Here is a 23371-nt window from a genome sequence, read left to right on the forward strand (position 1 = left end):
AGCAGGATTTCGCGTTTACCGGCGTGGTTTGCGGGTCCGACGATGCCCTCGTTCTCCATGCGCTCCATGAGCGAGGCGGCGCGGTTGTAGCCGATCTGCAGGCGGCGCTGGATGTAGCTCGTCGAGGCCTTCTTGTCGCGCAGCACCACCGCCACCGCCTGGTCGTACAAATCCCCGCCCGGCGCCCCGAACTCGCCTTGGTCGAACACCGCTGTGTCGGGGGCGGCCCCGCCCTCGTCCTCCTCCGCCGTCACCGCCTCGAGGTACTGCGGACGGCCCTGGCGCTTGAGATGCGCCACCACCTTCTCCACCTCCTCGTCCGAGCAGAACGGCCCGTGCACGCGCGTGATCCGCCCGCCCCCGGCCATGTAGAGCATGTCGCCCTGGCCCAAGAGCTGCTCGGCGCCCATTTCCCCTAAGATCGTGCGGCTGTCGATCTTCGACGTCACCTGGAACGAGATCCGCGTCGGGAAGTTCGCCTTGATCGTGCCGGTGATCACGTCCACCGACGGGCGCTGGGTCGCCAGGATCACATGGATGCCGGCCGCGCGCGCCATCTGCGCCAGGCGCTGGATCGCGCCCTCGATCTCCTTGCCCGCCACCATCATCAGGTCGGCCATCTCGTCGACGATCACCACGATGTAGGGCAGCGGATCGAGGTCCATCACCTCGTCCTCGTAGATCGCCTCGCCGGTCTCGCGGTCGAACCCGGTCTGGACCGTGCGCGTGATCGTCTCGCCGCGCGCCTTGGCCTCCGAGACCCGGGCGTTGAAGCCGTCGATGTTGCGCACCCCGAGCTTCGACATCTTGCGGTAGCGGTCCTCCATCTCGCGCACCGCCCATTTGAGGGCCACCACCGCCTTCTTCGGGTCGGTGACCACCGGGGTCAGCAGGTGCGGGATGCCGTCATAGACCGACAGTTCCAGCATCTTCGGGTCGACCATGATCAGGCGGCATTCCGCCGGGGTCAGGCGGTAGACCAAGGACAGGATCATGGTGTTGATCGCCACCGACTTGCCCGAGCCGGTGGTGCCGGCCACCAGCAGGTGCGGCATACGCGCCAGATCCGCGATCACCGGCTCGCCGCCGATGGTCTTGCCGAGGCACAGGGCGAGCTTCTGCTTGGTGCTCTCGAAATCCTGGGAGGCGAGCAGCTCGCGCAGATACACCGTCTCGCGCTTGTGGTTGGGCAGCTCGATGCCGATGGCGTTGCGCCCCTGCACCACCGCCACGCGCGCCGACACCGCGCTCATCGAACGCGCAATGTCGTCCGCCAGCGAGATCACCCGCGACGACTTCGTCCCAGGCGCAGGCTCCAGCTCATACAACGTCACAACAGGGCCGGGATTGACCTTGGTGATGGCGCCCCGCACGCCGAAATCCTCCAGGGTGCTCTCCAGCAGGGAAGCATTCTGCTCCAGGGCATCGGCCGAGATCGTCGGCCCCGCCGGACGCTTGGGCTCGGCGAGCAGGTTGAGCTGCGGCAGCTGGTAATCGCCTTCGTCGAGGAGCGAGGGCTGGGCCTCGCGGGCCATGCGCTTGCCGGGCCTGGGCGCGGTGGGCGCGGGCGCCACGCGGGTCGGCGCAGGCTCGGGCCGGGCGGCCTGCCGCGGCGGAGGCGGAGCGTGATTGTCCTCCCAATCCCCTTCGTCCTCGTCGTGCATGGGCAGGGAAGCGGGAGCCGCCCTGGGGCGCGGCGGCGCGGCGTCCAGCACGGGCTCGCGGCGCTGGCCCGGCTGGCGGGCCGGTCGCCGGGGCGGCGGAGCCTCCTCGTATTCCTCGTCCGGCGCGGCGTGGCGGCCTTCCTTCCACCGCCGGGCGGCTGCGCGCAGGCTCATGACGCCGTGGGCCAGGGCGCCCAGGGATACGATACCCCAGCCGGGCTCGTCGTGACCGGTTTCCTCCGCCTCGTCCCAATCCTGGATCTTGCGGCGGCGGGCGGGCTGAGGCTCCTCGATCTCCTCCGGCTCCTCGTGATGGCGCTCCTCCGCCGGGCCGAGGCCGCAGGCGGCGGTGAGGCTCAGGATCGCGATCGTCGCGAAAAGGAAGCCCAGGACGGCGCTGGCCGAGCCGCTGGAAAGCCCCGTGACGGCTTTCGCCCCGGCGAGAATGGCATCGCCGACCACGCCGCCGAGGCCCGTCGGCAGGGGCCAGCTCTGGGTCGGGGGGAGGGCGCTCGCAAGCGCGGTCGCTGCGCCCGCGCCGATGACCCACAGGGCCAGGCGCAGCTGCAGGCGTCCGAGCTCGCCCGATTTCATGAGCCGCCAGCCCCAGAGCGCCAGGGGCAGGACCGCCGCGATGGCTCCCAGTCCCAGGAGCTGCATGAAGAGGTCGGCCACGATGGCGCCAGGCCAGCCGAGAAGATTGCGGACGGGGAGATCGGTGGCGTTGTTGAGGCTCGGATCGTCCACCGACCAGGTGCCCAGCGCCACGGCCACCGCGCCTGCGGCGGCGATCAGGCACAGGCCCGTCAGCTCCTGCGCCCGGCGGGCCAGGAAGGCTCGGAAGGCGCTGAAAAGGCCATCGTAGGCGGAGGAAGAACGGCGGGCCGAGCGCATCAAACCACTCTGAAAAACCATGGGACGGGACAATGTTGCCATGGATCTTAGCGGCGGCGGGTTAAGGGTCCTTTAACCTTAGAACGCGCGTCCGTGAGCGCCGCCCGGCGGGCCGGGGCGATTTTTCGCGGTTGACGTCCAGGTCCGTTGCGACCAGTGTCGCGGCCATGAGACGCAGGCCCCCCGCACGGAGTTGGACGCACGCCGCCATCGCGGTGGCGATGGCCTATGCCTTCGTGCTTCAGGTCCTGCTCCTGTCAGTCAGCGGCGGGTTCCATGTGGCGGCCGCGTCCGGCGCGCAAGGCGTCATCTGCCTTCAGGACGGCGCATCCGCCGGGCCCGACCACGCCCCGGCGCAGGCCCATGACGGCCTGTGCTGCATCGCGAGCTGCCACGGCCCGGCTCTTGCCGGTCCCGCGCCCGGGGCCGTGCTCATCGAGCGGCTTGCCCCCACCGCCGTCGCCGGCCTCGTGCCGGACGGCCAGCCGCATCTGCGGCCCACCTCCGATGTCCTGCCCGTGGGATCGCGCGCGCCGCCGCGCCTGGGTTGATCCCCGTTTTCCCTCATCAACCGAAAATCAGGACATCGTTTCATGAAGAAGCTGCTTTCCGGCGGCGTGCTCGCCATGGCCGCCTCCGCCGCTCTCGCCGCGCCCGCATTCGCTCACGCCACCTTCGAGAACCCGCAGGCCGCGCCCAATTCCAGCTACAAGGCGGTCGTGCGCATCGGCCATGGCTGCAAGGGCCAGCCGACCCTCAAGGTGCGGGTCTCCATCCCGGAGGGCATGATCGCCGTCAAGCCGATGCCGAAGGCCGGATGGATTCTCGAAACCGCCACGGGCTCCTATGCCAGGTCCTACGATCTTTACGGAAAGCCCGTTGCCGAGGGCGTCAGGCAGATCGTCTGGTCCGGGTCCCTCGCGGACGGGCATTACGACGAGTTCGTGTTCCAGGCCCGCATGACGGATGCCTTCAAGCCGGGCGAGACCGTGTTCGTGCCGGTCGTGCAGGAATGCGCCACGGCGAAGGAGGAATGGACCCAGATCCCGGCGGCCGGCGAGGATCCGCACAGCCTCAAGTCGCCCGCGCCCGGCATCCGGATCGTGGCCGATTCCGGCGCGGCGACCGACCATGGAGCGCATGCGGCGCAGAAGGCGGGTTCGCTCACGATCGAGCAGCCCTGGTCGCGGGCGACCCCCGGCGGCGCCAAGGTCGGCGGCGGCTACCTGCGCATCACGAATACGGGCACGGCACCTGACCGCCTGACCGGCGGTTCCTTCCCATTGGCTGCAAAGGTCGAGGTCCACGAGATGCGCATGGACGGCGACGTGATGCGCATGAAGCCGGTGGAGGGCGGGCTCGAGATCAAGCCCGGCGCCACGGTCGAATTGAAGCCGGGCGGCTACCACCTCATGTTCATGGACCTGAAGGAGCCCCTGAAGGAGGGCCAGACGGTCAAGGGCACCCTCGTCTTCGAGAAGGCGGGCCCCGTCGAAGTGGAATACACGGTGCGCGGCCTGGGCGGCGCGGCCCCCATGGAACACAAGCACTGAACCCGCCGATCACCACGGCATCGATCCCGGAAGCGGATAGCCCTTCCGGGATCGATACGATCCTGTTTTAGAGAAGCGTATCGTAAAAGGCGGGGTTTCGGTTCCGCACGATGCGCGAATACGGAGACCGAGCGATGAATACCCGACGTCTTCTCGTGCCATTCCTCGTCTTCACGGCGGGCCTTCTGGTGCTCATCGTGACGGCGGGCCTGCTTCTCTTCCCGTCCCAGCCGCAGCAGGGCGCCGGGAAGGTGCCGATCGGCGGGGCCTTCCGCCTCACCAGTCACGAGGGCAAGCCCTTCACGGACGAGAACCTCAAGGGCAGGCCCTTCGTGGTGTTCTTCGGCTTCACCCATTGCCCGGAAGTCTGCCCGACCACGCTCTACGACCTGACGCAGGACCTGGCGGCGCTGGGCCCGGATGCGGACAAGCTGCAGGCCGTGTTCATCACCGTCGATCCGACGCGCGACACAGCGGAGATGATGAAGGCCTATCTCTCCTCCTTCGATCCGCGCATCGTCGGCCTCACCGGCACGGAGGAGGAGATCGCCGCCGCGGCGCGGGCCTACAAGATCTATTACCGCAAGGTCCCGACGGAGGACGGCTACACCATGGACCATTCCGCCACCCTGTTCCTGATGGACAGCCAGGGCGGCTTCTATGGCACCTCCAACTTCCAGGAGCCGGAGGAAACGCGCCGCGCGAAGCTGCGGCAGTTGGTCAAGAACGGGTAGGGCGGCAACCGCGCCATCATGAGAAAAGCCCCGGCTTTCGGCCGGGGCTTTTCTTTTCGAGCCTCTGGAAGGCTTCGTTGCCGCGTCGCCCGGCGGCGGGTCTCGACGCTCCGCCGGGCGACGCGGGTGATCCTCAGTAATTGTAGGCGCGCTCGCCGTGATCCGCGAGGTCGAGGCCTTCGCGCTCGGCATCCTGCGTGACGCGCAGGCCGACGATCAGGTCGGTGATCTTGAAGAGCACCAGGGAGCCGATGCCGGTCCAGACCAGCGTGACCGCCACGGCGACGATCTGCGTCCAGACTTGGCCGCCGATGCTGTACTCGCCGACGCCGTAGCCGCCGAGCGAGGGAGCGGCCACGATGCCCGTGCCGATGGCGCCGACGATGCCGCCCACGCCGTGGATGCCGAAGACGTCGAGGGCGTCGTCATAGCCCAGGGCGTTCTTCACCGCCGTGACCGCGTAGTAGCAGACCACGCCGGCGACGAGGCCGAGCACGATGGAGCCCATCGGACCCGCGAGGCCCGCAGCCGGGGTGATGGCCACGAGGCCGGCGACCGCGCCCGAGGCGATGCCGAGCAGCGAGGCCTTGCCCTTGCCGAGGGCTTCCACGCCCATCCAGGCGAGGCCGGCAGCCGCCGGGGCCACGATGGTGTTCAGGAGCGCGAGGGCCGCGCCGCCTGTGGCTTCGAGGTTTGAGCCCGCGTTGAAGCCGAACCAGCCGACCCACAGGAGGCAGGCGCCGACGAAGGTGAGCGTCAGGGAGTGCGGGGCGAGCAGGTCGCGGCCGTAGCCGATGCGCTTGCCGACGAGCAGCGCGCCCATGAGGCCCGCGACGCCCGAGTTGATGTGCACCACGGTGCCGCCCGCAAAGTCGAGGGCGCCGAGGCCGAAGAGATAGCCTTCGGAGAACCACACCATGTGCGCGATCGGGAAGTACACGACGGTGACCCACAGGGCCGTGAAGAGCATGACCGCCGAGAACTTGATGCGCTCGGCGAAGGCGCCGACGATCAGGGCCGGGGTGATGGCCGCGAAGGTGAGCTGAAAGGCGATGAAGACCATTTCAGGAATCGCCACGCCCTTGGTGAAGGTGTCGGCGGTGGAGTCCGTGGTCACGCCGGCGAGGAACGCCTTCGAGAAGCCGCCGATGAAGGCGCCGACGCCCTCTCCGCCGGAGGTGAAGGCGAGCGAGTAGCCGTAGGCGACCCACAGGATCGTCACGAGGGAAAACACCGCGAAGACCTGCATGAGCACGGAGAGCATGTTCTTGGTGCGCACGAGGCCGCCATAGAACAGGGCGAGGCCCGGGATCGTCATGAGGATCACGAGGATCGTCGAAACGAGCATCCAGGCGGTGTCGCCCTTGTTGACGGTCGGGGCGGCCGCATCCTGCGCCAGGGCAGGTTCGAGGGCCGCGAGGCTCAGGCCCAGCGCACCGAGCGCCGGCAGGAGAAGAGAACGAAACTTCATCGGATCTGAACTCCGGAAATCGATAAAACAGGAAATCAAAGGGCGTCGATGTCGGTCTCGCCCGTACGGATGCGGACCGCTTTCTCGAGCGAGACGACGAAGATCTTGCCGTCGCCGATCTGGCCCGTGCGCGCGGCCCCCGTGATCGCATCGATCACCTGGGGAACCAGCTCGCTGGCCACGGCTACCTCGATTTTCAGCTTCGGCAGGAAGCTCACGGCATATTCGGCGCCGCGATAGATCTCGGTATGGCCCTTCTGCCGCCCGTATCCCTTCACCTCGGTCACGGTGAGGCCGTGCACGCCGAGAGCGGTGAGCGCATCGCGCACCTCCTCCAACTTGAACGGCTTGATGACCGCCATCACAATTTTCATGGGTTAGGCCCCCTTTGAGACATCTGCCCGAGAGGCTCAGGCAGCGGTTTCCAACGTGAACCCGACCGGAAGGGACGGGTGTCAGGAGGGCTTTAAGCAAGAAGTATGCCAATCCTTACGAGCCATGGCGAGAGGCCGCTGCCTCTTTTCGAGGCAGCAGGAGATTGGCTGGAAAATAACTTGGTTGATGAAAAAGTAGGCAGAAATCGTTAGCGACGGCGCTCGCGGATCAGGCCTTCCTGGGCGACCGAGGCGATCAGGGTTCCGTCCTGCGTGAAGATGAGCCCGCGGGATAGGCCGCGGGCGCCGCCGGCGCTCGGCGTGTCCTGGGCGTAGAGCAGCCATTCGTCGGCCCGGAAGGGGCGGTGGAACCACATGGCATGGTCGAGGCTCGCCGGCTGGATCTCGGGTTCGAACACCGTCCGGCCATGGGGAATGAGCGAGGTGTCGAGGAGAGTCATGTCGGACGCATAGGCGAGCACGCTCTGGTGGATCGCCGGAACGTCCGGCAGGCGGCCCGTAGTCTTGATCCAGACGTGGAAGCGCGGCTCGCCCGGATCGCGGGACATGTAGCGGTTGAGCTCCACGGGCCGGATCTCCAACGGGCGCTCGCGCTCGTAATAGGTGCGCATGGGCTCCGGCATCTTGAGGATCAGCCCGCCCTTCACCTCCTCCTCGCTGGGAAGTTCATCCGGTCCCGGCACCTTCGGCATCTCGGCCTGATGCGAGAAGCCGTCCTCCTCCACGTGGAAGGAGGCCGACATGGCGAAGATCGCCTGTCCGTGCTGGATCGCCAGCACCCGGCGCGTGGTGAAGCTCTTGCCGTCGCGGATGCGGTCCACCTCGTAGATGATCGGGACCTTGGGATCGCCCGGCAGCATGAAGTAGCAATGGAGCGAATGCGGGTGGCGTCCCTCGACCGTGCGGGTCGCGGCGACCAGCGCCTGCCCGATCACCTGGCCGCCGAAGACCCGCTGCCAGCCGCTCTTCGGGCTCTGTCCGCGGAAGAGATTCACCTCGAGCTGCTCGAGGTCGAGAATGGAGAGGAGATCGGTAACGGCGCGGGACATGGGTTTCGAAGTCCTTCGGTCGGGAGCGGTCATCCATCCGCGAGAGGCGCGACAAGGTCAAGCTTGACGCTGGTCAATGAATGGCGGACACCCACCTGACATGTTCGGGGTCTGAGGGTTTCTGTCACGGATGCATTTTATATGGCGAACCGGACACCAGTTTGCCCGAAAATGCCTTGGGAGAAAAAGTCATGAGCGCAGTAACAGCCAGGGCGCGACCGCGCATCGTGATCGCAGGCGGCGGATTGGCCGGCCTCTCCCTCGGGCTGGCGCTGAAACAGGCGCTCGCCGATGGGGTCGAGGTGGTCATGTGCGACCCGGCCCTGCAGCGCGACCCGCATGGGGACAAGCGCTCCTATGCCATCGCCGCCGCCGTGCGCCGGATGCTGGAGGCCCTGGGCGTCTGGGATCAGATGGCGGACAAGGCGCAGCCCATCCGCGACATGGTCATCACCGATAGCCGCCTGCAGGATCCGGTGCGCCCGACCTTCCTGACCTTCGCCGGCGACGTGGACGGGAACGAGCCCTTCGCCCACATGATCACGGCGGGCGACCTGACGGCGGCGCTTCTGCAGGCCTGCCGCGCGGCAGGGCTCGATCTGCGGCCCGAAGGCGTGAAGGGTTTCGCCCCGCAAGGCGGTCGCACGGACGTGACCCTGACGGGTGGCGAGGTTCTGCCGGCCTCTCTCCTGGTCGCCGCCGACGGTGCGCGCTCGCGTCTGCGCGAGCAGGCGGGCATCGGCTGGATCTCCTGGCCCTATCGCCAGTCGGGCATCGTCGCCACCATCTCCCATGAGCGCGACCACGAGGGCCGGGCGGTCGAGCATTTCCTGCCTTCGGGCCCCTTCGCGATCCTGCCCCTCAAGCCCGAGACGCAGCCCGACGGGAGCCTCCGGCACCGTTCCTCCATCGTCTGGTCCGAGCGCAGCGAGAACGTGCCCGCCCTGCTCGAATCCCATCCCGAGGATCTTCTCGCCGAGCTGGAGCGCCGCTTCGGGCTGCAGCTCGGCAAGCTCGCCTTCGAGACCGGGCCGCAGGCCTATCCCCTGTCCTTCGGCGTGGCGCGCTCCTTCGTGGCCGAGCGCCTGGCACTGCTCGGCGATGCGGCCCACGTGATTCATCCCATCGCGGGCCAGGGGCTCAATGTCGGCCTGCACGACGTGGCGGCGCTGGCCGAGATCGTCACGGACGCCATGCGTCTCGGCATGGATCCCGGGGCCGCCGACGTGCTCGACCGGTACGAGCGCGCCCGACGCGCCGAGATCACCGCCATGGGCATGATGACGGACGGCCTGAACCGCCTCTTTTCCAACGATGTCCTGCCCGTGCGCCTGGTCCGCGATTTCGGCCTCGGCCTTGTCGACCGGATGCCGGGCCTCAAACGCTTCTTCATCCGTGAGGCGGCGGGCCTGAAGGAAAGCTCCCCCCGGCTCCTGCGGGGCGAAGCGCTTTAAAGGGTTGAAAAGGCAGCCTTCAAAAACTGCTTCATTTCGATACGTAATATCGTATGGATGACACATCCTGCTGCTCTTCTTCTGCGGATATGTCATGCCCAACCTTATCTACGATGCCTCCAATCCCCTTCCCGCGAGCGGCGTCAGCGCCCGGCTCGAACTGAACGGCATCGGTGCCGTCCTCATCGATCTCGCCGTGACCAGCGACACGCTGTCGGCCATCCGCGCCACCGATACGCAGCGCATCATGATCGGGGTGAACGGCACGGCCATAGGCCATCTCTACGGCCTCGACCTCCTGGGGGAATCCAACACCGTCTACAACGAGGGGACGATCGGTTCGGGAACGAGCACGGCGATTCTGTTCTCCGGGGGCGGAGCCCATTCCGTGATCAACCGGGGAACGATCACGGCAGCAGGCATGGCGATCGAGGGCAATGCTGGCAACGACCGGATCGTCAATGTGGGCCTGATCCAGACCACATCGGCTGCCGCCGGCGCCGCTCTGCTCGATCTCAAGGGCGGGGACGATTTTTACGACGGCGTCCTGGGGACCGTTTCCGGCGGAACCATCAAGCTCGGGATCGGCAATGACACTGCCTATGGCGGCGTGGGCCTGGAGACCTTCCTCGGCGGCGAAGGCAACGACTACCTCAATGGTGGAGCCGGGGCCGATACGGTAGACTATTCGGAAGCGTCCAGCGGCGTGACCGTCAATCTCGGCATCGTGACGGAGCAGGCCGTGGGCGGCGGGCAGGGCAGCGACACCCTCATCGACATCGAAAAGATCGTTGGAAGCGCGCATCACGATTCGCTCACCGGCAATACGGCCAACAACACCCTCCTGGGCGGCGGCGGCAACGACACGCTCGAGGGTGGGCAGGGCGACGACCGGCTCGATGGCGGCACCGGCACCAATACGGCCCGGTATTCCGGCTCGTCAAGGGCCAAGGTCGACCTCAGAATAACGGGTTCCCAGAATACGACCGGCTACGGATCCGATACCTTGATCGGGATCTCGAATCTGGAAGGCGGCTCGGGCGCGGATCATTTCATCGGCCATGACGGCAACAACAGGCTGGTCGGCAACGGCGGCGACGATACCCTCGAAGGCGGCAAGGGCGACGACGTCATCGAAGGCGGCAGCGGCCAGAACACGGCGGTCTTTTCCGGGACGAGCGCTCAATACACGATCACCAGGAACGCCGATGGAACCGTCACCGTGGCCGACCAGCAGGCGGACCGTGACGGCAGCGATACGCTGAAAGACGTGCGTCTGGTGAAATTCTCGGACAAGACCATCGCGCTCGCCAACAGCAACCCGTCGGATCTCTACCTGTCCAACACCTCTTTTTCCGAAAGCACACAAGTGGGGAAGGAGCTGGGATACATCGCGGGATACGACCCTGATCGCGATCCTATTACCTACAGCATCGTGTCGGATCCAGACGGCTTGTTCGATCTGAACAACGACAAGATCGTCCTCAAGAAGGCCCTCGACTACGAAAAGGCCACGTCCCACAAGATCACGCTCATGGTGATGGACGCCTATGGCGGCTATCTCACCAAGACCTTTACCATCACCGTGCAGAACGTGATCGAGGCGACGCCGCTCGTCCGTACCGGCACGTCGAAATCGGACTCTCTGACCGGCGAATCGGGCAATGACCAGCTTCTCGGCCAGGCGGGTAACGACCAGCTCTCCGGTCAGAACGGCAATGACACGCTCAACGGTGGCAAGGGAAGCGACGTTCTCGTGGGCGGGACGGGGCGGGACGTCTTCATCTTCGACCAGAAGCCGAGCCCGAAACTGAATATCGACTACATCCAGGATTTCAACCCGACGGACGATACGATTCACCTGTCCAGGGCGATCTTTTCCAAGCTCTCGAAGGGGACCCTGGCGAGCAAGGCCTTCGTGGTCGGCGACCGCTTCAAGGACGCGGACGACCGCATCCTCTATCACAAGAAAGCCGGCGCCCTGTTCTACGATCCGGACGGGTCCGGATCGGCCCAGGCGATCCAGATCGCCAACATCTCGAAGAGCCTCAAGATCACGCACAAGGATTTCTTCGTCTTCTGACGCATTTGCGTCTTTGACGGCGAACCGGCCCGCGTGGCCGGGCATCCTCAAAACAGAAGACCCGGCGCGGGATCCCGCGCCGGGTCTGTTTCATGCAGCCGGAAAAGCACCGGCCGTGATGGTTTTTTGAGCCTACTTCTTCGCCCGCTCGATTGCTTCGACGATCAGGCGCTTGGCTTCCTCGGCATCGCCCCAGCGGATGATCTTGGCCCATTTGCCAGGCTCGAGGTCCTTGTAGTGCTCGAAGAAATGCTCGATCTGCTTGATCGTGATCTCGGGCAGGTCCGTGTAGTTCGCCACGCGGTCGTAGCGCTGCGTGAGCTTGCTCGACGGAACGGCGATGATCTTCTCGTCCTGGCCGCCGTCGTCCTCCATGACCAGCACGCCGACCGGGCGCACGTTCATGACCGCGCCCGGCGCGATGGCGCGGGTGTTTGCGATCAGCACGTCGCAGGGGTCGCCGTCGCCGGACAGGGTGTGCGGAATGAAGCCGTAGTTTCCGGGATACCGCATGGCGGTATAGAGGAAGCGGTCGACGAACAGGGCTCCCGATTCCTTGTCCATCTCGTACTTGATGGGTTCGCCGCCGATCGGCACTTCGATGACGACGTTCACGTCGTTCGGCGGGTTCTTTCCAATCTTGATTGCGTCGAGGCGCATAGAGGTGTTCTCCGGAACAAGGCTTGAGCATTTTCCTCGGCGAGGCGTCCGGCCGGGAAGGGGACGTCGCGGCACCGGTGAAAAGGCGGCAAAAGCGAGACGTGAGAGCGGCTTAGGCCTTATGGCCGGAAGGCCGCTCCCGGAAGCTCGGACGCTTCACTAACCGGAGCGGGCTCCGGCAACAAGGACCGGAAACCGAATTTTTCGAGCAATTTAGCCGAAAGAAGGCCGTTTTGAGTCCAGGCTTCAGCGGAACAGATAAGCGACCTTGGCGAGCGGCGTCCCGCCGATGCGCTCCTCGACGCGGGCGATCGGCTCCCCGCCCAGGCCTGCGTAGAAGGCGCAGGCGCGGGCGTTGTCCGCGAGCGCCCAGACCGCGATCCTGTCGAGCCCCCTGTCCTTCAGGTCGTTGCGGACGGCCTTGAACAGGCGCCGCCCGAAGCCGAGGCCCTGATGTTCCGGCCGCAGGTAAAGCTCGTCGATCTCCCCGTTCGCCGGCAGCGATCGGTCGCGGCAGCGGCCGTAGGACGCATAGCCGACCGCGCCCTGGCCGAGATCCAGCACCACGAGCGGCCGCCCGCGGGAAATGGTGGAGCGCCACCAGCGCTCGCTTCGACGGGACAGCATCTTCTCCAGGGTGATGCCAGGAATGATGCCGAGATAGGCTTCCCGCCAGGCGGCATCGAAAACCTTCGACAGAGCAGCGGCGTCATCGGGCTTTGCGTGACGGATACTGACGAGAAGGTCGCTCATGGCTCTGGCAAAGGGTTGAGAGGCAACGAATTCAGTTTCCGCCTGGAAAGGTTAACGCGCCCTTAACAAATGCGGAAGCCGATTGGTGAAACCGTTGCTATGTAAGCAAAAGCAGCCGCGTTGGGGCTAGGTAAAAACGCCGCAACGGGGCGGGCGACCATGCCCGGAGCGGCCCTGCCGCGCTCATGACGACACCTGCGGGATGTGTCGTGCCAGACTTGCAATCCTGAGATGGTTTGAATCGTTCGCGACCTTGGTAAGACAAAATTACCTATGGGAAGGAAACAGGAAATCACCTTCCTCGCAGGCAAGAGGAAGGTGCGATGGCCGGTTCTACATTCGATTCTTCTACGAATACCTACCGGCTCGATCCCGGCACGCAGGACTTTTTCCTGGTCGACGAGCACGGGCAAGGCTTGGCCCATGTCACAGGCAATGCCCTGGACAATCTCATCACCGGCAACGACGCCGACAATATCCTCGACGGCCTGGAAGGAGCGGACACCCTGCGCGGGGGGCTCGGCAACGATACGTGTTATGTCGACCAGAGCGACGATGCCGTCATCGAGGCTGACGGCGAGGGAAGCCTCGACCTCATCATCGCCTATGCCTCCTATGCCCTGCCCGACTACGTAGAGATTCTCGAACTGCGCGGCATGGAGCCGCTCGATGGAACGGGCAACAACCAGGCGAACGATATCATCGGCAATAACAGCGACAATGTCCTCGACGGTCTCGACGGCGACGACCGACTGTTCGCATCGGCCGGACACGACACCCTGAGGGGCGGCGCGGGGGCGGACAGTCTTTGGGGCGGCGATGGCGACGATACCTTCATCCTCGACGAAGACGATGCGGTCGTCGAAAATCTCAACGGCGGCACCGATCGGGTGATCGCATCCTTCAGCTACACGCTCGGCGACCATCTCGAGAATCTGCGGCTGACCGGAAGCCTGTCTCTCACCGGGCGCGGCAACGGCCTCGACAACGAGCTCGTCGGCGCGCTGGGCAACGACACCCTCGAAGGGCTCGACGGGCACGATACGCTCGATGGCGGTGCCGGTGCAGACAGCATGGCCGGCGGTGAGGGAGACGATCTCTACCGGGTCGATGACGTCGGCGATCTCGTCGTGGAGATCGATGGGCAGGGGCAGGACCGGGTCGAGACACTGGTCAGCTACAGCCTGAGCGCCTTCGTGGAGGATCTGTTCGCCTCCGGCAGTGCCGCCATTCACCTGACCGGCAACGCGCTCGCAAACCGGATCCAGGGCAATGTCGCGGCCAATATCCTGGACGGCGGCGCCGGTGCGGACAGCCTTGCGGGAGGAGCCGGAAACGACACCTATCTTGTCGATGCAGCCGATGTGATCACCGAGCACGCGGGCGAGGGCATCGATACGGTGCTCGCAGGCTTCTCCTACGCGCTCGGAGAACACCTCGAAAACCTGACGGCTACCGGCTCCGACGCCATCCGCCTCACCGGCAACGGGCTTGCCAACACGCTCGTAGGCAACAAAGCCTCAAACACCCTACAGGGGCTCGCCGGCAACGACCGGCTCGACGGTGGCGCAGGCAACGACGTGCTGAACGGAAGCACGGGCGCTGACGCCATGTATGGCGGCAGCGGAAACGATGTCTTCTACGTCGATAACGCCCGCGACCGGGTGTACGAATACACGAAGGGTGGCACGGACACGGTCTATACGGCGGTCAGCTTCACCATGAGCGCGACGGCCGAAATCGAGAAACTCACCGCCACGGGCAAGTCGAGCGTTTCGCTCACCGGCAACAAATACGCCAACACGATCACCGGCAATACCGGCAACAACAAGATCCATGGCGGGCTCGGCAACGACGTGCTCAAGGGTGGATCGGGCAAGGATGCCTTCGTATTCGACACGAAGCCGAATACGAAGGCCAACCGGGATAAGATCGCGGATTTCAGCGTGAAGGACGACGCGATCTGGCTCGAGAATAAGGTCTTCACCAAGCTCGGGAAATCCGGCTCCGAGAAGAAGCCGGCGCAGCTGAAGAAGGATTTCTTCACCGTCGGCTCCAAGGCCAAGGACAAGAACGACTACCTCGTCTACGACAATAAGAAGGGCGTGCTCTATTACGACGCCGACGGCTCCGGAAAAGGCAAGGCGGTGGAGATCGCCACCCTCTCCAAGAACCTCAAGATGACCCACAAGGACTTCTTCATCATCTGATCCAAAAGAAAACGCGGCGCTCCATTGCCGGAGCGCCGCGCTTGTCTTCAACGGTCCGCCCGCTCCTCGTCCAAGGAGCGGGCGTTTTGTTTTTCGCTTAAGCGGCGAGCTGGCGCAGCACGTAGTGCAGGATGCCGCCGTTGCGGAAGTATTCGACCTCCTCGAGCGTATCGATGCGGCAGAGCACGGGAACGCGCTTCACCGAACCGTCGGTGGAGGTGATCTCCATGTCCATGACCTGACGCGGTTTGAGATCGCCGGCGAGGCCCTTGATGGTGATCGTCTCGTCGCCCTTCAGGCCTAAGCTGGCCCAGGAGGTGTCGCCCTGGAACACGAAGGGAGCAACGCCCATGCCGACCAGGTTCGAGCGGTGGATACGCTCGAAGCTCTCGGCAATCACGGCGCGCACGCCGAGCAGGTTCGTGCCCTTGGCCGCCCAGTCGCGGGACGAGCCGGTGCCGTATTCCTTGCCCGCGAGAACGACGAGCGGAACGCCCTCGTCCTTGTAGCGCATGGCGGCATCATAGATGAACATCCGCTCGCCGGAGGGCTGGTGGATGGTGTAGCCGCCTTCGACCACTTGGCCAGCATCGTCCTTCACCATCTGGTTCTTGATGCGGATATTGGCGAAGGTGCCGCGCATCATGACCTCGTGATTGCCGCGACGGGTGCCGTACTGGTTGAAGTCGGCGACCGCGACCTGGTGCTCCTGAAGGTACTTGCCGGCGGGCGAAGCCGCGCGGATGTTGCCCGCAGGCGAGATGTGGTCGGTGGTGATCGAGTCCTGGAAGAGGCCCAGAATCCGCGCGTTCAGGATGTCCGTGACGGGCTTCGGCTCCTTCGTCATGCCCTCGAAATAGGGCGGGTTCTGCACATAGGTCGAACCCATGTCCCACTCATAGGTGAGGCCCGGCTCGAAGGTGACCTTCTTCCAGTTGGCGTCACCGGCGAACACGTCGGAGTAGCGGGTCTTGAACAGCTCGCTCGTGATCGTGCGGTCGATGAACTCCTGCACTTCCGCCGAAGAAGGCCAGATGTCCTTCAGGTACACCGGCTTGCCGTCCGAACCCGTTCCGAGCGGGTCCTTCGTGAGGTCCACCAGCATGGAGCCGGCGAGCGCGTAGGCCACCACCAGCGGCGGCGAGGCGAGGTAGTTCGCGCGCACGTCCGGGTTCACGCGGCCTTCGAAGTTGCGGTTGCCCGAGAGCACCGACACGGCGACGAGGTCGTTGTCGTTGATCGCCTTCGACACGTTCTCCGGCAGCGGGCCTGAATTGCCGATGCAGGTGGTGCAGCCGAAGCCGACGAGGTTGAAGCCGAGAGCGTCCAGGTCCTTCTGAAGGTCCGCCTTCTTGAAGTATTCCTCGACGACCTGCGATCCGGGCGCCAGCGAGGTCTTCACCCACGGCTTGGACTTGAGGCCCTTCTTCACCGCGTTGCGGGCAAGCAAGCCTGCGCCGATCATCACGCTCGGGTTCGAGGTGTTGGTGCAGGAGGTGATCGCCGCGATCACCACGTCGCCGTGGCCGAGATCGAAATTGGCGTTCTCCACCTTCACGCGCTTACCGATTTCCTGAGCCTTGCGGAACTCCTTCTCCATGGCGCCGAGGAACTCGGGCTTGGCGGTGTCGAGGGTCACGCGGTCCTGCGGACGCTTCGGGCCGGCGAGCGAGGGAACCACGTCGCCGAGGTCGAGCTCGAGGATGTCGGTGAAGACCGGATCCGGCGTTTCGGGGGTGAGCCACATGCCCTGCGCCTTGGCATAGGCCTCGACGAGAGCGACGCGCTCGTCCGTGCGGCTCGTGGTCTTGAGGTAGTCGATCGTCTTGGCGTCGATGGGGAAGAAGCCGCAGGTCGCGCCGTATTCCGGAGCCATGTTGCCGATGGTGGAACGGTCGGCCACCGACATGTCGGTGAGGCCGGGGCCGTAGAACTCCACGAACTTGCCGACCACGCCCTTCTTGCGCAGCATCTGGGTGACGGTGAGCACCAGGTCGGTGGCGGTCACGCCTTCCTTCAGCTTGCCGGTGAGCTTGAAGCCGATGACCTCGGGGATGAGCATGGACACCGGCTGGCCGAGCATGGCGGCCTCGGCCTCGATGCCGCCCACGCCCCAGCCGAGAACGGCGAGGCCGTTGACCATGGTGGTGTGCGAATCGGTGCCGACGAGGGTGTCCGGATAGGCCACTTCCTCACCCGTGGCGGGGTCCTTGCGGGTCCAGACGGTCTGGGAGAGGAATTCCAGGTTCACCTGGTGGCAGATGCCGGTGCCCGGGGGAACGACGGAGAAGTTCTCGAACGCGGTCTGGCCCCACTTGAGGAAGCGGTAGCGCTCGCCGTTGCGCTGGTATTCCAGCTCCACGTTGCGGTCGAAGGCCTTCGGGGTGCCGAACTCGTCCACGATCACCGAGTGGTCGATCACGAGGTCGACGGGCACGAGCGGGTTGATCTTGCGCGGGTCGCCGCCGAGGTTCTTCATGGCGTCGCGCATGGCGGCGAGGTCGACGACCGCCGGGACGCCCGTGAAGTCCTGCATCAGGACGCGGGCGGGGCGATAGGCGATTTCCTTCTCGTCCTTGCCCTTGTTGTTGAGCCATTCGGCCACGGCCTGGATGTCGGCCTTGGTGACCGTGCGGCCGTCCTCGTAGCGGAGCAGGTTCTCGAGCAGCACCTTCATGGAGAAGGGCAGCTTCGAGACGCCCTTGAGGCCGTTCTTCTCGGCCTCGACGAGGGAGTAATAGGTATAGGTCTTGTCGCCGACTTTGAGGGTCTGGCGGGCATTGAAGCTGTTGTTGAGCGTCACGGCGAATCCTCGCGTGCATTTGGGTTACGAACGGTGTGTTCGGCCGAAAGCGCGAAAAGCGCGCGCCGCTCCGGGGGCGCCCGGACAGGGGAAAAGCGCGCGAGGCGGATTGGACGCCTTGGCGCGCGGCGCAGCCGAGGGTGCTATAGATCATTTCGAACCGTCCGGCTACACGGTTTAGAACCATTCTGGGGTGCAATGAGGGCAGGGGTCGCTGGTTTGCGTCTGAGCGTTAACAATTTGGCCTGCGAGCGGGGGGAGCGGCGCATCTTCGAAGGCGTCTCCTTCGCACTCCGGCCCGGCGAGGCCCTGGTGATCACCGGGCGCAACGGGGCGGGCAAATCCTCCCTCCTCGACATCCTGGCCGGACGCCTGCATCCCGCGTCGGGAACGATTCTCCTGGAGGGCGCGGGCGAGCGGACCCTGCCCGAGTGCCTGCATTACATCGGGCACCGCGACGCCCTCAAAGCCGCACTGACGGCCGAGGAGAACCTCACCTTCGCCCGCGACTTCCTCGGGCATCCGGCCCTGAGCGCCCGCGAGGCCCTGGAGGCGGTGGGGCTAGCCCATGCGGCGCGCCTGCCGGTGGCCTATCTCTCGGCGGGCCAGCGTCGCCGGGTGGCGCTTGCCCGGCTCTTGGTGGCGCAGAGGCCGCTCTGGCTTCTGGACGAGCCCACATCGGCCCTCGATGCCGCCTCCCAGGAAAACCTGCGCCTCCTTCTCGAACGCCATCGGGAGAACGGCGGCATGATCGCGGCCACGACCCATTCGCCCCTGTTCCTGAGGGACGCGCAGGAGATCAGGATCGAGCGCACCCGGCTCTCCGCCGCCGTCACGGGAGAGGGCGCATGATCCGCTCTTTCCATGCCCTCCTGATCCGCGACCTGAAGCTCGCCGCGCGCGTGGGCGGTTCGGGCGTCATGGGGCTCATCTTCTTTCTGATGATCGTGACGCTTATCCCCTTCGGCCTCGGGCCCGATCTGAACCTTCTCGCGCGCATCGGCCCGGCGATCCTCTGGATCGCGGCGCTGCTCGCCACGCTCATCGGCCTCGACCGGCTCTTCCAGGCCGACCAGGAGGACGGGTCCCTCGATCTCCTGCGCCTCTCCCATGCGCCGATGGAGGTGGTGGTGCTGGCGAAGGTCGTGGCCTATTGGCTCGTGACGGGCCTGCCGCTTGCCATCGCCGCGCCCTTCCTCGGCCTGCTCGTGGCGCTCTCGCCCGAGGGCATGCTCGCCATGGTGGCGACGCTTCTGGTGGGCACGCCCGCGCTCACCTTCATCGGCGCGGTGGGCGCGGCGCTCACCGCAAGCCTGCGGCGCGGCGGGCTGATCCTGGCGATCCTGGTCCTGCCCCTCATGATCCCGACCCTGATCTTCGGGGTCTCGGCGGCCAATGCGGCTGTCGGCGGGACGATCCCGTTCATGACGCCGTTCCTCGTGCTCGTCGCCCTGACCCTGTTCGCGGCGGTGGTCGGCACGGTGGGAGCCGCGGCGGCGCTTCGGTCGGGGGAATAAGAAGGCAAATCGTTCAGGCGGCTCGGCTGAATGCCGCCTCGAAATCCTCTACGCTCTGTCCACGTCATCTGGACTGATCATAGCGGCTTCCTTGGGGCCAAAATCGGCCTGCAGACCGACATGTCTATTTGGCAGAAAACAAGACATCTCTATCTTGCGGTGGTATTTGTGAGAGTGGAGTTCGGCTGGTCAGTAAATCGTCAGAAATGTATAGGTAGCATACTGCGTCTACATCAAAATTTGTGAGATACTATGAAAGAAAAGTTCAGGATGGCGTTATGGTTCTGCATAATGGCGTGCTTTGGCCTTATCTTCGGGCTGCTACTCATAGGATTCACAATGGAAAATGTCGCTTTCGTAGATGGGCGTCGCCTCGATCTCGCTAACTACAATGATGTTGTGCAACTGTTGAATAAAAAATCTAGAAAATATACTTCCTTTGCTGGTGGATACCTCCCAGGATGGCATTGGTCACTTACCATCCCCGCGCTCTTTACCGTAGTATTCGGACTTTTAGGGATTTACCTTTCCCAACGTCCGCGAGCGGGACTTTAGTGCGTCCAGTGCCCTTACCCTCGAATGAAGGCGCTTAAGTCGGTCTCAGGCTCCGCCTGTCCGGCGATCTTGCAATCACCTTGATCCGCAGACCAGTATGAGCGCCATGTTTGGGTAACAACCCGAATTTGGCGAAGCGAAGAAGGAGACGACTTACGACGTTGCCTCACGGACGCAGGCTGATCCCGAAGGCCTGCTCGATGGCGGGCTTGCCCTCCCGCTCCACGCGGTAGATCGCGCGGTAGAGGCCGGAGCGGAATCCGCCCTCCGGCTGCCTGATCCCGGCGAAGGCCATCCATTGCGCCTTGTCGCGGTCGAGGGGCGGGGCCTTGTTCTGGGCGACCGGCTTGCCGTCGGGATCGAACAGGGTCAGCGTCTGGATGTCGCCGCCTTTGAGGCCGATGGCGCGCACATAGGCCACGAGGGCGGGGGACCGCGTCGTCGGAATGGCCTGTTCGGCCGCGCCCGATTCGATGGCCTCCATGGTCACCGGCCCGGAGGCGAAGCCCTTGTTCAGTACGCTTCCCGCCTGGTAGGCGAGGGGCCGCTGGAGCGAGGCCTCCCACAGGGACGCACCGCTGCCGCCGCAGGATTGCTCGGACGCGCCAGGGGCGAAGGGGTCGACGGTCTTGCCGTCCTTGCGCAGGGTGAAGTGCAGGTGCGGGAATTCGGTCATGCCGGAAAGCCCGATCCGGCCGATTCGGTCGCCCGCCTTTACGACGTCGCCCGGCTTCATGGCGAGGCTGCCCTTCGCCATGTGGCAGTACTGCGCCTCCCAGCCGTTGCCGTGATCGACGACGGCGCCGTTGCCGCATTCGGTATTCTCGACGTTCTGCCGCCCGCGCTCGGCGACAGAGACGTCGTCGACGCCGTCGCGGATGCGCAGCACCGTGCCGTCGGCGGCCGCGACCACGTCCACGCCCGCCTTCTGCGCCGCCAGGGTCGGGATGCGGATGTCGGTGCCGTCATGGCCGTCGTAGGTGAGCGTGCCGCATCGATAGTCGCGCGCCGCGGGCGAGGGATCGCGGTCCACGTAGTGCTGGACGAAGCAGGTGCGCCCGATCTCGCAGGCGACGGGCCAACGGAACGAGATCTCCTGCGCCTGCACGGTCCCTGCTAAGCCGGCGGCGATGGCAAGGAGGCCGAAGGGGGATAAGCGCATGGCTTGCTCCGTAACAAGGATGCATGAGACCATACCCCTTCCCGTGGCGATTGAAAGGCAGCGCGCAGGCTTTCCTCCCCGCAGGAGGGAGGGGACCTCCCGCGCCAGATCGCGCGCCAAGCCGATCTGCTTTAAGGACAATTCCTGATTGCCGGATCGGGCCGTGCGCGCCTAAAGAACCGCGCCTCTGGCGGAATCGTTATCGAACTTAAGCGCGCCTCCGCGTTGCAGGCGCCTCTCAGGACCGCTACATCGTGCGTATGATCCGTGAGCTTGCCAATCCGACCCGCTTCATGAGCCTCAGCGGCGCCCTGCTGCCGTGGGTGGCGGGCCTGGCCGTGCTGCTGCTCGGCGCGGGCCTGTACATGGTCTGGTTTACCGCGCCCCCCGACTACCAGCAGGGCGAGACGGTCAAGATCATGTACATCCATGTACCCGCGGCCTGGCTGTCCCTGTTCTTCTACATGATCATGGCGAGTTCCGCGCTCGGAACGCTCGTCTGGCGGCATCCGCTGGCGGACGTGTCGCAGAAGGCGGCTGCTCCCATCGGCGCGGCCTTCACGCTGATCTGCCTCGTCACCGGCTCGCTCTGGGGCAAGCCCATGTGGGGCACCTATTGGCAATGGGACGCGAGGCTCACCTCCATGCTGGTGATGCTGCTGATCTATCTCGGCATCCTCGCGCTCTGGCGCGCCATCGAGGAGCCGAACCGCGCCGCGCGCGCCGTGTCGATCCTCACCCTCGTCGGCGCGGTCAACGTGCCGATCGTGAAGTTCTCCGTCGACTGGTGGAACACCTTGCACCAGCCGGCCTCCGTCTTCCGTCTCGGCGGGCCGACGATCCATTCCTCCATGCTCGTGCCGCTGCTCGTCATGGCCGTGGCTTTCACGCTGATGGGCGTCGCGCTGCATCTTGCCGGCATGCGCACGGAGATCCTGCGCCGCCGGGTGCGCACCCTCACCATTCTCGAGGCCGAGCGCCTCGATGCTCAGGCGGCTTAAAAACCCATGTCGCACGGCTTCTTCATCGCCCTGTCCTACATCCTGACGGCGCTGGTCGTCGCAGGCCTGATCCTGCGCGCCGTCGTCGATCACCGCATGCAGGTGCGCGCGCTCGCGGAGCTCGACGCCCGCGGCGTCGGCCGGAGGTCCCGCCGTGGCTGAGGCTGCCGAGCGGTCCCGTCCGCGTCTGATCTTCATCCTGCCCGGGCTCGTCTTCCTGGGGCTCGCGCTGCTCTTCGCCGTGCAGCTCTTCTCCGGACGCAACCCGGCCGAGCTGCCCTCCGCGCTCATCGACAAGCCCGTGCCGCGCTTCACCCTCGCACCGCTCGAAGGCCTCATGGCCGACGGCAAGCCCGTGCCCGGTTTCTCGGATGCGGATCTGAAGGGCCGCGTCACGGTGGTGAATGTCTGGGCCTCCTGGTGCGCGCCCTGCCGCCAGGAGCATCCGCTGCTGGTGGAACTGGCCAAGGACCCGTCGATCCGCGTGGTCGGCATCAACCAGAAGGACAATCCCGACAATGCGCGCCGCTTCCTCGGCGCGCTCGGCAATCCTTACGCCGCCGTCGGCGTCGATCCGAACGGCCGCGCCTCGATCGACTGGGGTGTCTACGGCGTGCCCGAAACCTTCATCGTCGGCCCCGACGGCACGATCCGCCACAAGCATATCGGGCCGTTGACGCCGGATAATTTCGGGGCATTCAAGGAACGCCTGCGCCAAATCCCGCGCGCTTGAGCCGGTTGATCGCGACGTCGAGCGCGGACAGGAAGGCCGAGCGGTCCTTGGGCGAAAACGGCCTCGGCCCGCCGGTCACCTCGCCCATGGCGCGCAGGTCCTCCATCAGGTTGCGGGTGGCGAGCGCCATGCCGATGGAGGCTTGCGTGAAAGGCTTGCCCGTGGGGCCGATCACCTCGGCGCCCGCCTTCACGCAGCGGCTCGCCAGCGGAATGTCGGCGGTGACGACGATGCTGCCGCGCCCGGCGCGTTCGGCGATCCAGTCATCGGCCGCGTCGAAGCCGTCGCTCACCACGACGCGCTCGATCAGCGGGCTTTGCGGCACCATGAGAAACGCATTCGAGACCACGAAGACCCTGACCCCGTGGCGTTCGGCGACGCGGTAGATCTCGGGCTTCACCGGGCAGGCATCGGCATCCACGTAGAGGGTGATCGGTTGGCAGGTTTCGTCCATGAACCCTATGTTCCCGTAAGCTGCCGCGCAGTCTAGAGCATCGGACCCAAAAGTGGACTTGCACTTTCGGTATCGATCCGATGCTCTTTCTTGGATGGCGCATCGTGCGACCCCCTGGGTCCGCACGATATGCTAAACGGCAGTTCATGATTGCGTAACGGATCCGTAAGGGAGCTTGAGACAGGTTTTCAAGCCTCCCCCTTCGACCGCCCGGGAGCCAGAGGAC

At 65.3% G+C, this 23371-nt stretch carries 20 protein-coding genes; 11 read left to right on the top strand and 9 right to left on the bottom strand.

The features are described 5' to 3' along the window. A partial coding sequence (locus L879_RS0114175; protein ID WP_027316687.1) for a DNA translocase FtsK occupies nucleotides 1–2558 on the bottom strand: 2558 nt, incomplete at its 3' end. Between the two features lie 167 nt (nucleotides 2559–2725). Between L879_RS0114175 and L879_RS0114180 the strand changes: the two genes are divergently transcribed. The 3 genes from L879_RS0114180 (at nucleotide 2726) to L879_RS0114190 (ending at nucleotide 4845) form a co-directional block, all read left to right on the top strand. After that, entirely contained in the window at nucleotides 2726–3109 is a 384-nt protein-coding gene (locus tag L879_RS0114180) for a hypothetical protein (RefSeq protein ID WP_154664218.1), read from the top strand. 42 nt (nucleotides 3110–3151) lie between these two features. Further along, on the top strand, nucleotides 3152–4111 hold the full coding sequence (locus L879_RS0114185; protein WP_027316689.1) for a copper chaperone PCu(A)C domain-containing protein: 960 nt from the start codon (nucleotides 3152–3154) through the stop codon (nucleotides 4109–4111). A gap of 134 nt (nucleotides 4112–4245) precedes the next feature. After that, entirely contained in the window at nucleotides 4246–4845 is a 600-nt protein-coding gene (locus L879_RS0114190) for an SCO family protein (protein ID WP_027316690.1), read from the top strand. 133 nt (nucleotides 4846–4978) lie between these two features. On the opposite strand, the gene L879_RS0114195 is transcribed toward L879_RS0114190, so the two are convergent. The 3 genes from L879_RS0114195 to tesB form a co-directional block, all read right to left on the bottom strand. Then, the gene (locus L879_RS0114195) at nucleotides 4979–6316 is read right to left on the bottom strand and encodes an ammonium transporter (protein WP_027316691.1); all 1338 of its coding nucleotides are present in this window, start codon (nucleotides 6314–6316) and stop codon (nucleotides 4979–4981) included. 35 nt (nucleotides 6317–6351) lie between these two features. Further along, nucleotides 6352–6690, bottom strand: coding sequence for a P-II family nitrogen regulator (locus tag L879_RS0114200; protein WP_027316692.1), 339 nt, complete (start codon nucleotides 6688–6690; stop codon nucleotides 6352–6354). A 209-nt stretch (nucleotides 6691–6899) separates the two neighbouring features. After that, on the bottom strand, nucleotides 6900–7760 hold the full coding sequence (gene tesB / locus L879_RS0114205) for an acyl-CoA thioesterase II (RefSeq protein WP_027316693.1): 861 nt from the start codon (nucleotides 7758–7760) through the stop codon (nucleotides 6900–6902). Between the two features lie 191 nt (nucleotides 7761–7951). Here tesB and L879_RS0114210 point away from each other — a divergent pair, with 191 nt between their 5' ends. Together L879_RS0114210 and L879_RS24500 are read left to right on the top strand one after the other, a co-directional pair. Further along, complete coding sequence (locus L879_RS0114210) at nucleotides 7952–9214, top strand: ubiquinone biosynthesis hydroxylase (protein ID WP_027316694.1); 1263 nt, start codon at nucleotides 7952–7954, stop codon at nucleotides 9212–9214. A gap of 94 nt (nucleotides 9215–9308) precedes the next feature. After that, on the top strand, nucleotides 9309–11297 hold the full coding sequence (locus L879_RS24500) for a M10 family metallopeptidase C-terminal domain-containing protein (protein WP_027316695.1): 1989 nt from the start codon (nucleotides 9309–9311) through the stop codon (nucleotides 11295–11297). A gap of 132 nt (nucleotides 11298–11429) precedes the next feature. Here L879_RS24500 and ppa read toward each other — a convergent pair whose 3' ends face one another. Further along, the gene (gene ppa, locus L879_RS0114220; RefSeq protein ID WP_027316696.1) at nucleotides 11430–11957 is read right to left on the bottom strand and encodes an inorganic diphosphatase; all 528 of its coding nucleotides are present in this window, start codon (nucleotides 11955–11957) and stop codon (nucleotides 11430–11432) included. Between the two features lie 246 nt (nucleotides 11958–12203). Next, nucleotides 12204–12710: a GNAT family N-acetyltransferase gene (locus tag L879_RS0114225; RefSeq protein WP_027316697.1), complete on the bottom strand. Its 507-nt coding sequence runs from the start codon at nucleotides 12708–12710 to the stop codon at nucleotides 12204–12206. 323 nt (nucleotides 12711–13033) lie between these two features. Between L879_RS0114225 and L879_RS21740 the strand changes: the two genes are divergently transcribed. Beyond that, complete coding sequence (locus L879_RS21740; protein ID WP_051435325.1) at nucleotides 13034–14920, top strand: calcium-binding protein; 1887 nt, start codon at nucleotides 13034–13036, stop codon at nucleotides 14918–14920. Nucleotides 14921–15017: 97 nt separating this feature from the next. On the opposite strand, the gene acnA is transcribed toward L879_RS21740, so the two are convergent. Next, nucleotides 15018–17723, bottom strand: a complete 2706-nt coding sequence (gene acnA / locus L879_RS0114235; protein ID WP_027316698.1) for an aconitate hydratase AcnA — start codon at nucleotides 17721–17723, stop codon at nucleotides 15018–15020. A 219-nt stretch (nucleotides 17724–17942) separates the two neighbouring features. Here acnA and ccmA point away from each other — a divergent pair, with 219 nt between their 5' ends. Both ccmA and ccmB read left to right on the top strand, forming a co-directional pair. After that, on the top strand, nucleotides 17943–18575 hold the full coding sequence (ccmA, locus tag L879_RS21745; protein WP_035459687.1) for a heme ABC exporter ATP-binding protein CcmA: 633 nt from the start codon (nucleotides 17943–17945) through the stop codon (nucleotides 18573–18575). Next, nucleotides 18572–19240 (top strand): heme exporter protein CcmB, encoded by a 669-nt coding sequence (gene ccmB / locus L879_RS0114245; RefSeq protein ID WP_027316699.1) that lies wholly within the window; start codon nucleotides 18572–18574, stop codon nucleotides 19238–19240. The genes ccmA and ccmB overlap by 4 nt, the downstream gene beginning before the upstream one ends. Nucleotides 19241–19961: 721 nt before the next feature. On the opposite strand, the gene L879_RS0114250 is transcribed toward ccmB, so the two are convergent. Continuing rightward, the gene (locus L879_RS0114250; protein ID WP_027316700.1) at nucleotides 19962–20957 is read right to left on the bottom strand and encodes a M23 family metallopeptidase; all 996 of its coding nucleotides are present in this window, start codon (nucleotides 20955–20957) and stop codon (nucleotides 19962–19964) included. Between the two features lie 260 nt (nucleotides 20958–21217). On the opposite strand from L879_RS0114250, the gene L879_RS0114255 reads away from it, so the two are divergent. From L879_RS0114255 to L879_RS0114265, 3 genes are read left to right on the top strand one after another with little or no spacing between them, the layout of a single operon-like run. Beyond that, the gene (locus tag L879_RS0114255; RefSeq protein WP_027316701.1) at nucleotides 21218–21958 is read left to right on the top strand and encodes a heme ABC transporter permease; all 741 of its coding nucleotides are present in this window, start codon (nucleotides 21218–21220) and stop codon (nucleotides 21956–21958) included. A 6-nt stretch (nucleotides 21959–21964) separates the two neighbouring features. Next, a complete protein-coding gene (gene ccmD / locus L879_RS23280) occupies nucleotides 21965–22120 on the top strand; it encodes a heme exporter protein CcmD (RefSeq protein WP_084021037.1) in 156 nt (51 codons plus the stop codon). After that, a complete protein-coding gene (locus L879_RS0114265; RefSeq protein WP_027316702.1) occupies nucleotides 22113–22691 on the top strand; it encodes a DsbE family thiol:disulfide interchange protein in 579 nt (192 codons plus the stop codon). Before ccmD ends, L879_RS0114265 begins: the two co-directional genes overlap by 8 nt. Here the strand turns inward: L879_RS0114265 and L879_RS0114270 are convergent. Further along, nucleotides 22657–23145 (bottom strand): YaiI/YqxD family protein, encoded by a 489-nt coding sequence (locus tag L879_RS0114270; RefSeq protein WP_027316703.1) that lies wholly within the window; start codon nucleotides 23143–23145, stop codon nucleotides 22657–22659. The genes L879_RS0114265 and L879_RS0114270 overlap by 35 nt on opposite strands. Nucleotides 23146–23371: the final 226 nt, after the last annotated feature.

The organism is Microvirga flocculans ATCC BAA-817 (genome assembly GCF_000518665.1).
GTDB lineage: Bacteria > Pseudomonadota > Alphaproteobacteria > Rhizobiales > Beijerinckiaceae > Microvirga > Microvirga flocculans.

Excerpts from the sequence above, each read along its gene's own strand:
- L879_RS0114180 (WP_154664218.1), top strand. The coding sequence starts at position 2,726 with ATGAGACGCAGGCCCCCCGCACGGAGTTGGACGCACGCCGCCATCGCG.
- L879_RS0114185 (WP_027316689.1), top strand. The coding sequence starts at position 3,152 with ATGAAGAAGCTGCTTTCCGGCGGCGTGCTCGCCATGGCCGCCTCCGCC.
- L879_RS0114190 (WP_027316690.1), top strand. The coding sequence starts at position 4,246 with ATGAATACCCGACGTCTTCTCGTGCCATTCCTCGTCTTCACGGCGGGC.
- L879_RS0114195 (WP_027316691.1), bottom strand. The coding sequence starts at position 6,316 with ATGAAGTTTCGTTCTCTTCTCCTGCCGGCGCTCGGTGCGCTGGGCCTG.
- L879_RS0114200 (WP_027316692.1), bottom strand. The coding sequence starts at position 6,690 with ATGAAAATTGTGATGGCGGTCATCAAGCCGTTCAAGTTGGAGGAGGTG.
- tesB (WP_027316693.1), bottom strand. The coding sequence starts at position 7,760 with ATGTCCCGCGCCGTTACCGATCTCCTCTCCATTCTCGACCTCGAGCAG.
- L879_RS0114210 (WP_027316694.1), top strand. The coding sequence starts at position 7,952 with ATGAGCGCAGTAACAGCCAGGGCGCGACCGCGCATCGTGATCGCAGGC.
- L879_RS24500 (WP_027316695.1), top strand. The coding sequence starts at position 9,309 with ATGCCCAACCTTATCTACGATGCCTCCAATCCCCTTCCCGCGAGCGGC.
- ppa (WP_027316696.1), bottom strand. The coding sequence starts at position 11,957 with ATGCGCCTCGACGCAATCAAGATTGGAAAGAACCCGCCGAACGACGTG.
- L879_RS0114225 (WP_027316697.1), bottom strand. The coding sequence starts at position 12,710 with ATGAGCGACCTTCTCGTCAGTATCCGTCACGCAAAGCCCGATGACGCC.
- L879_RS21740 (WP_051435325.1), top strand. The coding sequence starts at position 13,034 with ATGGCCGGTTCTACATTCGATTCTTCTACGAATACCTACCGGCTCGAT.
- ccmB (WP_027316699.1), top strand. The coding sequence starts at position 18,572 with ATGATCCGCTCTTTCCATGCCCTCCTGATCCGCGACCTGAAGCTCGCC.
- L879_RS0114250 (WP_027316700.1), bottom strand. The coding sequence starts at position 20,957 with ATGCGCTTATCCCCCTTCGGCCTCCTTGCCATCGCCGCCGGCTTAGCA.
- L879_RS0114255 (WP_027316701.1), top strand. The coding sequence starts at position 21,218 with ATGATCCGTGAGCTTGCCAATCCGACCCGCTTCATGAGCCTCAGCGGC.
- ccmD (WP_084021037.1), top strand. The coding sequence starts at position 21,965 with ATGTCGCACGGCTTCTTCATCGCCCTGTCCTACATCCTGACGGCGCTG.
- L879_RS0114270 (WP_027316703.1), bottom strand. The coding sequence starts at position 23,145 with ATGGACGAAACCTGCCAACCGATCACCCTCTACGTGGATGCCGATGCC.